Annotated in this window: 11 protein-coding genes; 3 read left to right on the top strand and 8 right to left on the bottom strand. The window is 68.6% G+C overall.

What is annotated here, in order from left to right; genetic code table 11:
* A partial coding sequence (locus tag ON31_RS07665) for an SAM-dependent methyltransferase (protein WP_039810857.1) occupies positions 1–730 on the bottom strand: 730 nt, incomplete at its 3' end.
* Between the two features lie 161 nt (positions 731–891).
* Between ON31_RS07665 and ON31_RS07660 the strand changes: the two genes are divergently transcribed.
* Positions 892–3,039 (top strand): putative bifunctional diguanylate cyclase/phosphodiesterase, encoded by a 2,148-nt coding sequence (locus tag ON31_RS07660; protein ID WP_051036964.1) that lies wholly within the window; start codon positions 892–894, stop codon positions 3,037–3,039.
* Positions 3,040–3,045: 6 nt separating this feature from the next.
* On the opposite strand, the gene ON31_RS07655 is transcribed toward ON31_RS07660, so the two are convergent.
* Together ON31_RS07655 and ON31_RS07650 are read right to left on the bottom strand one after the other, a co-directional pair.
* Positions 3,046–3,999: a DNA polymerase domain-containing protein gene (locus ON31_RS07655; RefSeq protein ID WP_039810855.1), complete on the bottom strand. Its 954-nt coding sequence runs from the start codon at positions 3,997–3,999 to the stop codon at positions 3,046–3,048.
* A gap of 25 nt (positions 4,000–4,024) precedes the next feature.
* Positions 4,025–4,933 carry a helix-turn-helix transcriptional regulator gene (locus tag ON31_RS07650; protein ID WP_039810853.1) on the bottom strand — a complete coding sequence of 303 codons (909 nt, stop codon included), beginning with the start codon at positions 4,931–4,933 and terminating at the stop codon, positions 4,025–4,027.
* A gap of 73 nt (positions 4,934–5,006) precedes the next feature.
* Here ON31_RS07650 and ON31_RS07645 point away from each other — a divergent pair, with 73 nt between their 5' ends.
* The gene (locus tag ON31_RS07645) at positions 5,007–5,693 is read left to right on the top strand and encodes a class I SAM-dependent methyltransferase (protein ID WP_039810851.1); all 687 of its coding nucleotides are present in this window, start codon (positions 5,007–5,009) and stop codon (positions 5,691–5,693) included.
* A gap of 68 nt (positions 5,694–5,761) precedes the next feature.
* Here the strand turns inward: ON31_RS07645 and fadD32 are convergent, their stop codons facing one another.
* Both fadD32 and ON31_RS07635 read right to left on the bottom strand, forming a co-directional pair.
* The gene (gene fadD32 / locus ON31_RS07640; protein WP_039810849.1) at positions 5,762–7,633 is read right to left on the bottom strand and encodes a long-chain-fatty-acid--AMP ligase FadD32; all 1,872 of its coding nucleotides are present in this window, start codon (positions 7,631–7,633) and stop codon (positions 5,762–5,764) included.
* A gap of 102 nt (positions 7,634–7,735) precedes the next feature.
* Positions 7,736–8,983 carry a KasA/KasB family beta-ketoacyl-ACP synthase gene (locus tag ON31_RS07635; protein ID WP_039810848.1) on the bottom strand — a complete coding sequence of 416 codons (1,248 nt, stop codon included), beginning with the start codon at positions 8,981–8,983 and terminating at the stop codon, positions 7,736–7,738.
* A 261-nt stretch (positions 8,984–9,244) separates the two neighbouring features.
* On the opposite strand from ON31_RS07635, the gene ON31_RS07630 reads away from it, so the two are divergent.
* On the top strand, positions 9,245–10,591 hold the full coding sequence (locus tag ON31_RS07630; RefSeq protein ID WP_039810846.1) for an ABC1 kinase family protein: 1,347 nt from the start codon (positions 9,245–9,247) through the stop codon (positions 10,589–10,591).
* Between the two features lie 16 nt (positions 10,592–10,607).
* On the opposite strand, the gene ON31_RS07625 is transcribed toward ON31_RS07630, so the two are convergent.
* The 3 genes from ON31_RS07625 to ON31_RS07615 are packed head-to-tail and all read right to left on the bottom strand — an operon-like array spanning position 10,608 to position 13,811.
* Positions 10,608–11,441 (bottom strand): DUF72 domain-containing protein, encoded by an 834-nt coding sequence (locus ON31_RS07625; protein ID WP_081592283.1) that lies wholly within the window; start codon positions 11,439–11,441, stop codon positions 10,608–10,610.
* Between the two features lie 47 nt (positions 11,442–11,488).
* On the bottom strand, positions 11,489–13,018 hold the full coding sequence (gene glpK / locus ON31_RS07620; protein ID WP_039810841.1) for a glycerol kinase GlpK: 1,530 nt from the start codon (positions 13,016–13,018) through the stop codon (positions 11,489–11,491).
* Positions 13,019–13,046: 28 nt separating this feature from the next.
* Positions 13,047–13,811 carry an IclR family transcriptional regulator gene (locus ON31_RS07615; RefSeq protein WP_039810839.1) on the bottom strand — a complete coding sequence of 255 codons (765 nt, stop codon included), beginning with the start codon at positions 13,809–13,811 and terminating at the stop codon, positions 13,047–13,049.
* Between the last annotated feature and the right edge of the window lie 96 nt (positions 13,812–13,907).

The raw sequence follows: 13,907 nt of genomic DNA, 5'->3' as shown, positions 1-13,907 counted from the left end.
GCCACAGCGGCAGGTGCACCAGCCCGGGCTCGATCTGCGTCCAGTCGCCGAAGTAGGTGACGATCTCGTCGCGGGTGCGCAGCGAGATCTCGGTGGAGGTGCGACCGGACAGCTTCTGCCCCTCCAGCACCTCCGCCGGCTGCCCGTCGGCGGTGGCGTGGGTGATGGCCACGTAGCTGCCGGGGACACACGGCTTCAGCAGGCGCGCGACGGCGCCGGCCGGATCCGCCTCGTCCGGGACGAAATGCAGCACGCCGAGCAGCAGCACCGCCACCGGCTTCGAGAAGTCGATGAGTTCGCCGACCACCGGATCGGTCAGGATCCTTTCCGGATCGGCGACATCGGCCTGAATGATCCCGGCATTCGGATTGCCGTCCAGAATCGCGATACTGTGCGCCACCGCGACCGGATCGATATCCACGTACACCACACGCGCCTCGGGATTGCGGGCCTGGGCGACCTCGTGCACATTTCCGACGGTGGGAATGCCCGAACCCAGATCCAGGAATTGGGTGATGCCCTCGTCCACCAGGAATCGCACCAGGCGGCGCAGCAGATCTCGGTTCGCGCGCATGGTTTCGGCGATATTGGGAGTGAATGCTTCGATCTGGCGCGCCAATTCGCGATCGATCTCGAAATTGTGCATGCCGCCGACGAAGTAGTCGTATACGCGGGAGGCACTGGGACGATCCAGATCGATCCCCTCGGGAGCCCAACTCGGCCTGGTCATCGCGAACCCTTCTGACAGCGAAAAAGTAAACACATCGTTCGCCTCGTTCACACCATTCACCCGGAACGGTTGTGATTCGCCACGAACAATCAAGCGCCGCAATGGTATCCCAGCGGGAGGTGATTCGCCGCCGTACGACGGTAGGGCTACGATCGATCCCCATGGCGTGGGAAGCCGGGGGTGAGCGGTACTCGAGCGGCCCACACGCCGACCTCGTCGAGCAGTGGGTCGCCGCACTCACCCGTGGCACGCGCGATCACGTGGTGCCGATGAGTCGTGCCGAGACCCGGACGCTGCTCACCCGATTCGCCCGCGAACTCGACGCCGCCGCGCGGGATCCGGCATCGGATCGGCGGATCGCGGAACTGGGCGCGGAACTGGCGCGGGCCCACTTCGTCGGCGACGAGGTGCTCGGGCGCAGTGTCGCCGTGCTCGAGGAGTACTTCGCCGAGATCGCCGACGATGTCCCCGCCGACCGGGTGGCCATGCTGCTGGCCGCCTTCACCACCGGCTACGTGCGTGCCTTCCGCGCCTGGCTGCTGGCCGAACAGGAGAGCGTGCGCGTCGCCGACATCACCGCGCGCCGACTCGTCGAACAACGATTACGCGAGAGCGAGGCCCGCTTCCGGGCGGTCTTCGCACAGGCCGGAATCGGCACCGGACTCTCCGATATGACCGGCCGCATCATCGAGGTCAACACCGCGTTCGCGCAGATGCTCGGCTACACCCCCGCCGAGATGCTGCGCCTGTCCGTCACCGATCTGGGTCACCCCAGCGACGATCCCGGCATGTGGCAGCTGTATTCGGGGGTGCTGCGCGGCGATCTGGACAATGTGCAGCTGGAGAAGTGCTATCCGCACAAGGATGGGCACGGAGTCTGGACCAATATCAATGTCTCGCTCATCCGCGACGAGCGCGGCGAACCGCAGTACACCCTCATTCTGGTGGAGGACATCTCCGAGCGGCGGGCGTTGCGCGAGCGGCTACACTACCGCGCCAATCACGACCAGCTCACCGGACTGGCCAACCGCACCCGCTTCTTCGACGCCCTCACCACCGTGTTCGCCGACCCCGGCGTGCGCGTCGGGCTGTGCTACGTCGACCTCGATCACTTCAAGACCGTCAACGACACCTTCGGCCACGCGGTGGGCGACGAACTGCTCGCCCAGGCCGCCACCCGCCTCACCACCTGCGCCACCGGTCCCGGACAGCTGGTGGCCCGCATGGGTGGCGACGAATTCGTCATCCTGGTGCCGCACAGCGGTGGCGCGGACGAGGTGGCAAGCCTGGCCCGCTGCGTACTGAACGCCTTCTCCCGCCCCTTCCACGTGCACGGCTACCGGCTGTCGGTCACCGCCAGCGTCGGCGTCATGGAGGACCGCGCCGGACATACCACCGCCGAGGAACTGCTGCGCTCGGCCGACTCCAGCATGTACTGGGCCAAGGCCGCCGGGCGCGGCCGCTACGAGATCTTCGACGCCGCCCGCAGCCACCGCGAGCACACCCGCGTGGAACTCACCGCCGCCATGCCCGACGCCCTGGCGCGCGGGGAGTTCTTCCTCGACTACCAACCCATCGTGGCACTGGACGGGTCGGGCATGGTGGCGGTGGAGGCGCTGGCCCGCTGGCGGCATCCCGAACTCGGCATCCTGCCGCCCGCCCGCTTCGTGGACCTGGCCGAGGACAACGGCCATATCGGCGCGCTGGGCTCGCTGGTGCTGAATCTGGCCATCGCGGACAGCCGGGCGTGGAGCGAGCGCTACCCGGCGCTCACGCCGCTGGTGAGCGTGAACGTCTCGGCCACCGAGGTCTCCGATCCGGCCTGGCTGGACCTGGTGCAGCAGGCCATCGCGGACAGCGGACTGAAACCCGAACAGCTGCAACTGGAACTGACCGAACGCGCCTTCATGGCCACCACCGGGCGGCCGCTGCACGCGCTGCGCACGCTGGCCGAATCCGGGGTCCGCATCGCCGTCGACGACTTCGGCACCGGCTACTCGAATCTGGCCTACCTCGGGCGGCTGCCGCTGCACACGGTCAAACTGGCGGGCCCGTTCGTGCGGCACCTGCGCACCCCCGATGCCATGGAGGCGGCGGATCTGCGCATCCTCGAGACGATCATCGCGCTGGCGCACGATCTCGGGTACACCGTCACGGCCGAGTGCGTGGAGACACGACATCAGGCCGACCAGCTGCGCGCGCTGGGATGCGATACGGCGCAGGGGTGGTACTTCCACCATCCGATGCCCGCCGCGCGAATCACCGACCTGTTGGCCGAGGCGGAAGAGGCGGCGGCGCACCAGCTCTGACCGCGGCTAACTCTCCCGCTTCGCCCGAGCCCGACGCTTGCCCTCGTGCATGGCCTGCACCCGTGCCACCGGAATGGTGTGCCCCTCCTCGAGCAGATCGGCCGGAATCCGTTGCGGCGCGGGCATGTTCTCGGCCCACGGGTCGCGGTCGCCGAGGGTCTTCGGCACGGTGTGGATGGTGAAGTCGCGCGGATGGACACTGCCGAGATCGGGCCAGTCCACCGGGAAGGACACCGTCGTGCCCGGACGGATGCGGGGGCTGTAGGTGGAGACGACCGTGGCACCGGCCGCCCGGGTGGAGTCCAGGAAGACCTTGCCGCCCCGGTCTTCTCGAATGAAGGCGGTGGTGGCCAGCGCCGGATCGAGCCGTTCGGCACGGGCGGCGATGGCCCGGGTGACCGCGGCGGCGTCCTCGATGGGCAACCCCGGCTCGATCGGGACGAAGATGTGCACCCCCTTGGAGCCGCTGGTCTTCACGGCTCCCGCGAGCCCGTCGGCGGCGAGGGCGGCGCGCACGAGTTCGGCGGCCCGCACCACCACCGCGAAATCCTCGCCCGCCGGAGGATCCAGATCGAGGATCAGATGCGTCTGCCCCAGGCTGTGGTCCACCGGGACGAGGGTGGGGTGGTACTCCACCGCCCGCTGGTTGCCGAACCACAGCAGGGTGCGGATGTCGTCGCACAGCGCGTAGGTCACCTCGCGATGGGCGCTGTCGGCCCACAGGGTCACCCGGTTGACGAAGTCCGGCGTGTACTTGGGCAGGTTCTTCTGCATGAACGGGTCCTGCCCCGGTCGCACCCGAACCACCGACAGCGGCCGGTCGTGCAGCTGCCGGATGAGCCGGTCGGCCATGGCCTCGAGGTAGTCGATCAGGTCCCGCTTGGTCGCGTCCGCGCCGTCGAAGAGCGCGACGTCCAGGTTGGTCAGCCGCACACCCCGCCGGGTCTCTTCGGTGCCCATCGCCTCACTGTAACGGCGACCACCGTCATGCGGCGGCCACCCGATCACGCCAGGCCCGCGGTGGCATGCCGTTCTCGCGCCGGAACACGCGGGTGAAGTAGCCGGGATCGGCGATGCCGACCCGGCGCGCCACCTCGGTGACGGACAGGTCCGGATCGGACAGCAGGCGGCGCGCCTCGCTCATCCGGCGCTCGGTGATCCAGTCCTGCACGGTGCGTCCGGTGCGGCGGCGGACCAGGGTGGTGAGGTAGGCGGGGGTCATGCCGACGACGCGGGCCACATCGCGCAGCGACAGCGGTTCGCCGAAGCGCTCCTCGATCACGTCGAAGACCTCGGCCAGCACGGTCTCACCGCTGCGGCGCAGCTCGCCCACCACATCGGCGGCCAGCCGCGCCACGTCCACCAGCAGCAGGGTCAGGTGAGCGGTGGCGGCCTGCCGGTAACCGGCTGGGCGGGTGGACAATTCCGTCTCGATGGCGGCGATCGCGCGCTCCCACGTCGGCTGTCGGTCTGCGGGGAGGCGCAGGCGCAGCAGGCCGCCGGGGCGGCCGTGCAGGAACGGGTAGAGCAGCGGATGTCCCCGCCAGGCGGGCCAGGGCGCGCGGCCCTCGCCGCCCAGGATCGCCGGATCGAAGAAGAGGCCGCGGGCGTCGGTGAAGGTGTGGGTGTCGGTGCTGTCGACCACCTCACCCAGGCCGACCACGAAGATATCGCCCGCGCGCAGCTCGAACCGGCGACCGGCGGCACGCAGCAGGCCGCCGTCGCGGATCACGTAGAGCAGCACCGGGAACTCGTGGATGTGGGCGTGACCGGGGGTGGGGTGCGTCGACCGGGTGAAGCGGGCGACCGACAGCGGGGGCATCGCCGGATCCGGCCGGTAGCGGTAGACCGGCACCCCGGCCGCGTAGCGGACCGGCAGCGCATGCTCGGGCATGCAACGAAAGATAGTCCCATTACTGCCGAGAATCGACCAATTCACCAGACAATCGGGACCACACCATGGAGGTATGACGAAAAATAATCCCGCTTCGGATACCGATATCGTCCGTGCGATGGGCAACCGGCAGGACTATCTGCCCGCCGCCGGGCGCAACGGCCTGCTGCCCTTCTACGATCTGCTGACCCGGGCACTCGGCGTCCCCGCGGTCCATCGCACCCTGATCGCGCGGGCGGGGCTGCGGCCGGGCGCGCGAGTCGTCGAAATCGGCTGCGGCACCGGCAATCTCACCATGCTCGCCAAGGACACCCATCCGGGCATCGAGATCACCGGCACCGATCCCGATCCCCTCGCGCTCGCTCGCGCCGAGCGGAAGGCCAAGGGCCGCAGCGGGATCGACTTCCGGCACGCGTACGCCCAGGACCTCCCCTTCCCGGACGCCAGCGTCGACCACATGCTCTCCGCATTCATGCTGCACCACCTCCCCACCGACGTGAAGTCCGATGCGGCGGCCGAGGCACTGCGCATCCTGCGACCGGGCGGACAGCTGCACATCGTCGACGTCGGCGGCCGCATGACCACCGCCGACGGTTTCATGGCCCGGCGCATGCTGAAGGGCGGTCACGTCACCGACAATCTCGGCGACGGCATTCCGCGCCTGCTGCGGACGGCCGGATTCGACGCCGAGGAGATCAGCTCCACCGTCACCCGCCGCCTCGGACGCGTCACCTACTACCGGGCCACCCGCCCCGCATAGCGCACCCGCCACGCGAGAAAGGGGCGCGGGTCACCCCGCACCCCTCTGCTCACGACGGCGAGCCGCGCTCAGTCCGCCTGGTCGGGGAAATCCTTCTGCTGGTAGCCCCCGCGCAGCGTGCCTTCCACATACGCCGCCCGGCAGGCCCGCCGCGCGATCTTGCCGCTGGAGGTGCGGGGAATCGAGCCCGCGGGCACCAGCAGCAGATCGCGCACCGTCACGCCGTGCCGTGTGGCGATGGCGGCGCGCACCGCCTCGGCGATGGGCTGCGGATCCAATTTCGCCGCCCCCGTACCGCGTTCGGCGACCACCACCAGCACCTCACCGGACCCACCGGGGCCGGATTCGACCTCGGGCGGCAGCTGGTCGGCCGGAACCGAGAAGGCCGCGACGAAGCCCGGCCGCAGCGCGGTGCTGGCCTCCTGCGCGGTGTACTCCAGATCCTGCGGATAGTGGTTGCGGCCGTCCACGATGACCAGATCCTTGACGCGGCCGGTGATGTAGAGCTCGCCGTCGAGATAGGCGCCGAAATCCCCGGTGCGCATCCACTTCGCGCCCGGCGCGGTGCCCTCGGCGTGACTGCCCATGGGCTGGCGGGCGGTCAGGGTGTTGTGGAAGGTCGCGATCGACTCCTCCGGACGACCCCAGTAGCCGATGCCCATGTTCTGGCCGTGCAGCCAGATCTCACCGACCTCGCCGTCGGGGCGTTCCTTGCCGTTCTCCGGATCCACGATCACGGCCCATTGCGACAGCGCCACATAGCCGCAGGACACCTGGGCCACGGCGCTGTCGGCGTCCGGCTCGACCGGCGTCATGCGCCCGGCGTTGAGCTCCCCGCGGTCGACGTAGACCACGCGGGCCTCGTCCTCGCGCTTGGTGGCCGAGACGAACAGGGTCGCCTCCGCCATGCCGTAGCAGGGCTTGATGGCCGTCCTGGGCAGCCCGTAGGGCGCGAAGGCGTCGTTGAACTTCTTCATCGACGCCACCGACACCGGTTCGCTGCCGTTGATCAGACCGATCACATTCGACAGGTCCAGCTCCTCGCCCGGCTTGGGCAGACCGCGCAGGGCGGCGTGCTCGTAGGCGAAATTCGGTGCCGCCGCGAAGATCTCGGCTCCGTCCTGCTGCGCCGCCAGCTCCTTGATCCAGCGATACGGACGGCGCACGAACGCGCTCGGCGACATGATGGTGATGAACTTGCCGCCGATGGTCGGCAGGATCACCGTCAGCAGCCCCATATCGTGGAACAGCGGCAGCCAGGTGACACCGCGCGCGTTCTCGGTGATGCCGATGGCGTCGATCATCTGCAGCAGGTTGGTCGCCACCGCCCGGTGGGTGATCTCCACGCCCGCGGGGGTGCGGGTGGAGCCGGAGGTGTACTGCAGGTAGGCGACGCTGTCGATGTCGAGTTCCGGGCGCACCCAGGTCTGACCGACGGTGTCCGGAATCGCCTCCACGGCGAGGATGCGCGGCCGCTGCGGCGCGGGCAGGTGGCGGAACAGTTCCCGCACGCCCGCCGCCGCCGAACCGACCGTGAGGATGGCCGTGGGCTCGCAGTCGCCCAGCACCGCGTGCAGCCGATCCGAATGGCCCTGCTCATCCGGATCGAACAGGGGTACGGCGATATTCCCGGCGTAGACCGCGGCGAACATGCCGACGATGTAGTCCAAGCCCTGCGGGGCCAGGATCGCCACCCGGTCGCCCGGCCGCGTCACCTGTTGCAGCCGGGCCGCCACGGCCCGTAACCGGACGCCGAACTGCCGCCAGGTGAGCTCGTGGTACTCGCCGTCGCGTTCCCGCGAATAGTCGATATAGCGGTAAGCGAGATCGTCCTGATTCGTCTCGCTGTGTTTGTCGACGACGTCGATCAGGGTCCAGTCGCCCGTGATCTTGATATTGCCGTGCTCGTCCAGATAGTCATCGAAGGTCTCGCCGATCATTCCCTATCCTTTTTCAACGCACTCCATCGTGCAGTGACACCGAACAAAGATCGACACACACCAAAGCTGGGAAACAGTAGCAGGTGTGGTGATCGGCGACACTCAGTACCGGCCGAATGCCAGCGCGACGTTGTGCCCGCCGAATCCGAAAGAGTTGTTGACCGCGTAGTCGATTCGTCCCGTTCGGGCCTGTCCGTGCACGACGTCGAGATCGATTTCAGGGTCCAAATTGTCCAAATTCAGCGTGGGTGGGATCACCTCGTCACGAATGCTCATCACGGTGATGACCGATTCCAGCGCGCCCACCGCGCCGATGGAATGCCCCAAAGCGGATTTCGGCGCGTACACCGAGGCGTGGTTGCCGATCGCCTTGTGGATGGCGTTGCACTCGGCGGTATCGCCGATGGGCGTGGCGGTGGCGTGCGCATTGATATGCGTGACATCGGTTTTCGCGATGCCCGCGGTCTCCAGCGCCCGGGTCATGGCCCGCGCCGCGCCGGTGCCCTCCGGATCGGGGGCCACCAGATGGAAACCGTCCGAGGTGATTCCGGCGCCCATGAGGCGGGCGTGGATGGTCGCACCGCGCGCCTTGGCGTGCTCCTCGGTCTCGATCACCATGAGCGCACCGGCCTCGCCGAAGACGAAACCGTCACGATCCGCGTCGAACGGGCGCGAGGCCGACTTCGGGTCGTCGTTGCGGGTGCTCATGGCCCGCATCATGGTGAAGGCCGCGATGGGCAGGGCCTGGATGGACCCCTCCACGCCGCCGGTGACGACCATGTCGGCATCGCCCATGACGATCATGCGCCAGGCGTTGGCGATCGCCTCCGACCCCGAGGAGCAGGCCGAAACCGGGGTCGTCACACCGGCCTTCGCACCCAACTCCAGACCGACGCAGGCGGCGGGGCCATTGGGCATCACGCACTGCACGGTCAGCGGGGACACCTTGCGGTAGCCGCCCTTGGACAGCTTGTCGCGGGCCACGATCAGCGACTCCGCGCCACCGAGACCGGTGCCGATGGAGACGCCGAGGCGATTGGTGTCCACCTCGGGATTGCCGGCGTTTCGCCAGACCTCGCGGCCGAGGACCGTCGCCATCTGCTCGACATAGGACAGCCGCCGCACCTCGCCCGGGGTGAGGGAGGCGCCCGGGGACACCTTCAGGTGGCCGCCGATGCGCACCGGCAACTCGAAATCGTCGATGAAGGAATCGTCGAGAACATCGATTCCGCTCTCGCCGCTCAGCAGTCCCTTCCAGGTGGAATCGATATCACCCGCGATGGACGTGGTGGCCGCGAGGCTGGTGACGACCACATCGGGGAAGCCGTCCGCGCTCGTATAAGAACTCATCTGTCGCTCACTCTCCGTAACACGCCTGGTCAGTGGCCATAACGCCCCGCGCGCACGGGCGGCGGGAGCGGGAAAGCGGTGGTGCGGAAAAGCTCGATAACTACGGTCGCCGGAAGATTGCCCCACATTATCGGGCGTCGATCGAACCGGTCTCCCCGGCGACACGCACGTGAACCCTACACAACCCTCGCCTTGACGCCGCAGAACCCGTCTGGGACAGTGGCGACCAAGACGATCGGGTGTGGGTGTGAGGACGTGACTGTGGCCGGAACCAGACGCAAGGGGATCGCACGCGGGGCCAGACTGGCGGCCCTGCCGATGAGCATCATGGCCAAACGCGCCGCAGCCCTCGGTACCCGGATCATCACCGGGGCCGAGCGCGGCGAACTCGACGAGAAACTCATCGCCGAGGCCGCCGACCAGGTGTTCACGGTGCTCGGCGAACTCAAGGGCGGGGCCATGAAGGTCGGGCAGGCGCTGTCGGTCATGGAGGCCGCGGTACCGCCGCAATTCGCCGACCGCTATCGGGAGGCCCTGGTCAAACTCCAGGCCGAAGCGCCGCCCATGCCGGAAGCGGACACCTACCGCATGCTGACCCAGCAGCTGGGCACGCGGTGGCGGGACCGCTTCCGCTCCTTCGATCCGAAACCCGTGGCGGCGGCCAGCATCGGACAGGTGCACCGGGCGGTGTGGTCCGATGGCCGCGATGTCGCGGTGAAGGTGCAGTACCCGCACGCCGAGGAGTCGCTGAAGGCGGATCTGGCGCTGCTGAAGATGTTCTCGTCGGTGTTCAACCTCATCCTGCCCGGGGCGGATGTGAAGGAACTGGTCGACGAATTCATCGACCGCACCCATGACGAGCTCGACTACCGCATCGAATGCGACTATCAGCGGCGGTTCGCCAAGGCGCTGGGGCCGGACGATCCGAAGTTCTTCGTACCCAAGGTGGTCGCCTCCGCGCCCAAGGTCATGGTCACCGAGTGGATGGACGGGATGCCGCTGTCCAAGGTGATCACCGGGGGCGATCGGGAACAGCGCGACCGCGCCGGAATCCTGCTGTGGGAGTTGGCGGTATCGTCGCCCGCACGGTTCGGCATCCTGCACTGCGATCCGCACCCGGGCAACTTCCGGCTGCTCGAGGACGGGCGGCTGGGCATCATCGACTTCGGCGCGTGCACCGAAACACCCAACGGGCTACCGCCTTTCATCGGCGAGACCGCGCGCTACCTGCTGGCGGAGGACTTCGACAAGGCGGTCGACGTGGTACGCCGCTCCGGATTCGTGAAGGAGGGCACCACCGTCGATATCGGCCCGCTGCAACGCACCCTGGGTCCGCTGGTGGTCCTGCTGCGCGAGGAGGAGTTCCACATGACCCGGCAGGTGCTCCAGGATCAGGCGCAGCGCTCCATGGACGTGCGCAATATGTCGATCAACAACGCGCTGGCCTTCAAGGCGACACCGGAGTTTCCCGAGATGCCGATGATCGGGCGGGTGCTCGGCGGGGTGGCGGGCATCTGCGCGCAGCTCGACACCACGGGGCCGTTCCTGGCCCTGGTCCGCGAATGGGTGCCGGGGTTCGTCGCGACGGACGACGCGGAGCGCGGGTAGCGCGGCGTCGGGAGGTTCAGAACAGGGTCATGGGCTCCGTCGGTTCGGGTTCCGGCAGTGCCGCCAGTTCCGGTACGCGGGCACGCACCTCGTCGTGGAACCTGCGAGCGAGCGGTAGCGAACTCGCGTTGTCGGGAGTGTGGATGAACACGGTGGGCGATCGCCCCTCGCGTAGCCACTCCGCGGTGATCTCCAGCCAGGGCTGCCATCCGGCGACGGTGCGGTCGACATCGTCGCGGCCGTGGTAGCGGACGAGCGGATGATCGGTCAGGGCCTCGGTCCTGCGCGGCACCCTCGGCTTCTTCGACCGTGCTTCGACCTCGGCGGCGCTGCTGGCGGGGCCGTCGAACAGCACGGTGGTGTCGAAGGGGATCCATTCGGCGCCGACACCGGCGAGCGCGCGTTCCAGCTGGTCGGCGGATCGTTCGTCGGCGAAGAAGGCCGGGTGGCGGACTTCGACGGCCGTGCGGCCGGGCAGGGTGCGCAGGAATCGCGTGAGGGTGGGGACATCGTTCGGGCCGAAGGAGCCGGGAAGTTGGACCCAGAGTGCGTGCAGGCGTGAACCGAGTGGTTCCACGGCGTTCAGGAAGGTGTGCAGTTCCTGCTCGGCTCCGCGCAGGCGGCGTTCGTGGGTGACGGTTCTGGGGAGTTTGAGGACGAAGCGGAAGTCGGGGTCGGTCTGTTCGGCCCACTGCTCCACGGCTGAGCGGGCGGGGGTGGCGTAGAAGGTGGTGTTGCCTTCGACCGCGTTGCACCAGGTTGCGTAGCTGTAGAGGCGTCGCGACGGGGTGGGCTGGTAGTCGCGCCAGGCCGGGTGGGTCCACATTGCGCATCCGACGTGCAGTTGCATGAGACGACGGTAGCCGGAGGTGCCGCGGCGGCCGACCGGGTCTCGCCCTACGGGGGTGACTGCGCCGCCGCCGGTGTGGATCCCCGGAACCACCCGAAGGTCAGCGTGACAGCGCGCCGCCAGTTCTCGTACTCGGTCTCCCGCACCCCGGCGTCCATCGTGGGGACCCACTGCGCGGCCACCCGCCGATTACCGCGCAACCCCTCCAGATCCGGCCAATACCCCACCGCCAGTCCGGCCGCATAGGCGGCGCCGAGCGAGACGGTCTCGGCGACTATCGGCCGCTGCACGGGGATATCGAGCACGTCGGCGACGATCTGCATCAACAGGTTGTCCGATGTCATTCCGCCTGCCACCCGCAGGGATTCGGCGTGTAGCCCCGAATCCGCGTTCATCGCCTCCACCACATCGCGGGTCTGCCATGCGGTCGCCTCCAGCACCGCTCGGGCGATGTGGCCCTTGGTGACGTAGGAGGTGAGACCGATCAGCAGACCGCGTGCGTCGCTGCGCCAATGCGGCGCGTACAGGCCGGAGAAGGCCGGGACCAGATAGCACCCGCCGTTGTCTTCCACTGTGCGAGCGAGGGTTTCGATCTCCGGGGCGGAACCGATCAGGCCGATGTTGTCGCGCACCCACTGGACGAGCGAGCCGGTGACGGCGATGGGGCCCTCCAGGGCGTACACCGGCTCCTCGCCGACCTGGTAACCGATGGTGGTGAGCAATCCGTACTGTGAGCGAACCAGCTCCCGGCCGGTGTTCATCATCAGGAAGCCGCCGGTTCCGTAGGTGCACTCGGTCTCCCCCGGCGCGAAGCAGGTCTGCCCGAACAGCGCGGCGTGCTGATCGCCGAGCGCCGCCGCGATTCGGGTGCCCGGCACCACTTTTCGCGCCGTGCCGAACGATCCGGTCGAGGGCTCGATGCGCGGGAGTATCCGCTTCGGAATGTCGAAGAACCGCAGCAGTTCGTCATCCCAGCCCAGGGTGTCGATGTTCATCAGCAGGGTGCGGCCCGCGTTCGTGACGTCGGTGACGTGCTCACCACCGTCGACGCCGCCGGTCAGATTCCAGATGAGCCAGGTTTCCATGGTGCCGAACAGCACCTCGCCGCGGTCGGCGCGGGCCCGCAGGCCGGGCACCGTATCCAGCAGCCATCGCAGTCGGGGCGCGGCGAAATAGGTTGCCAGCGGGAGGCCGCAAAGTTCCCGGACTCGCTGTGCCGCAGAAGATTCGGACAGCTCACGCACCAGGTTCTCGGTGCGCACGTCCTGCCAGACGATAGCGCGGCCGACGGGCACGCCGGTGTGACGGTCCCACACCACGGTGGTCTCACGCTGATTGGCGATGCCCACGGCCGCCACCTGGTCGATCTCGATGCCCGAATTGCGCAGGGCGGCGGGCACTATGCGTTCGACATTGCGCCAGATCTCCTGGGCGTCCTGCTCCACCCAGCCGGGGCGCGGATAGTGCTGCCGGTGCTCGCGCTGGGCCACTCCGGCCAGCCGGGCGCGCTGGTCGAACAGGATGCACCTGGTGGACGTGGTGCCCTGGTCGATGGCCAGCACATACCGTTGCGTCATTCCGGGCTCCCCAGGCTGCGTTCGAATATCACTGCGCCGCACCGAGATCCCGTGAGACCGCGTGCGCCGCGTCGCGTACGCGGTCGACCAGGGTTCGGCGCGGGCGCGACTGGGCGTCGCAGAGCCGGTCCACGGGGCCGGAGATGCCGATCGCGCCGACCACCAGGCCGCCACGGGACCGGATGGGGGCGGCGATGCCCGCCTCGCCGGTGCGGAACTCCTCCATCTCACCCGCCCAGCCGGTGCGGCGCACCTCGGACAGGACTCGGCTCAGCGTGGTGCGGTCGGTGACGGTGCGGTAGGTCGACGCGGTCAGCGTCGCGCCGTGCAGGGCGGCGGCCAGGTCCGCGTCGTAGGCGAGCAGCACCTTGCCCAGGGCGGTGGCGTGCGGGGGCAGCGACTCCCCCAGGGCCAGTGCCTGTTCGGTGTTGTCGGGGCGGAAGACGTGATGCACGACCACCACCTCGCCGTGCTGGGGCGCGGCGATGCGCACCGCCTCCCCGGTGCGCGCCGCCAGCGCGTCGGCCCAGTTGATGGCGCGGGAGCGCAATTCGTTCGCGTCCAGGTAGCCGCCGCCGAGCTGGCCCAGCGCCGCGCCCAGGAAGTATCTGCCGGTCGCCGGGTCCTGGTCCACGAAACCGACGCCCTGCAGGGTGCGCAGGATGCCGTGCGCGGTGGGCTTGGCCAGGCCGAGCGCCGCGGCGATCTCGCCGACGCCCATGCGGCCGGATCCGCGCGCCAGCAGGCGGAGCACGGCGGCGGCGCGCTCGATGGACTGGATGGGACCCGGCACGTCACGAACCTAGCCGCTCGGGATTCGCCGGACGGTAGCGACACCTGTGACCGAACAGCCACCGAAACGTTCGACATTGTCGAACGCGTCCACTGT

It is taken from the genome of Nocardia otitidiscaviarum NBRC 14405, from assembly GCF_000308635.1.
Taxonomy (GTDB): domain Bacteria; phylum Actinomycetota; class Actinomycetes; order Mycobacteriales; family Mycobacteriaceae; genus Nocardia; species Nocardia otitidiscaviarum.
The sequence above is the reverse complement of the archived record's forward strand: the minus strand, read 5'-3'. Positions and strand labels throughout refer to the sequence as shown.

Coding starts and splice junctions, on each gene's coding strand:
- ON31_RS07650 (WP_039810853.1), bottom strand. CDS start 4,933: ATGCCCGAGCATGCGCTGCCGGTCCGCTACGCGGCCGGGGTGCCGGTC.
- ON31_RS07645 (WP_039810851.1), top strand. CDS start 5,007: ATGACGAAAAATAATCCCGCTTCGGATACCGATATCGTCCGTGCGATG.
- ON31_RS07655 (WP_039810855.1), bottom strand. CDS start 3,999: ATGGGCACCGAAGAGACCCGGCGGGGTGTGCGGCTGACCAACCTGGAC.
- ON31_RS07635 (WP_039810848.1), bottom strand. CDS start 8,983: ATGAGTTCTTATACGAGCGCGGACGGCTTCCCCGATGTGGTCGTCACC.
- ON31_RS07625 (WP_081592283.1), bottom strand. CDS start 11,441: ATGCAACTGCACGTCGGATGCGCAATGTGGACCCACCCGGCCTGGCGC.
- ON31_RS07660 (WP_051036964.1), top strand. CDS start 892: ATGGCGTGGGAAGCCGGGGGTGAGCGGTACTCGAGCGGCCCACACGCC.
- fadD32 (WP_039810849.1), bottom strand. CDS start 7,633: ATGATCGGCGAGACCTTCGATGACTATCTGGACGAGCACGGCAATATC.
- glpK (WP_039810841.1), bottom strand. CDS start 13,018: ATGACGCAACGGTATGTGCTGGCCATCGACCAGGGCACCACGTCCACC.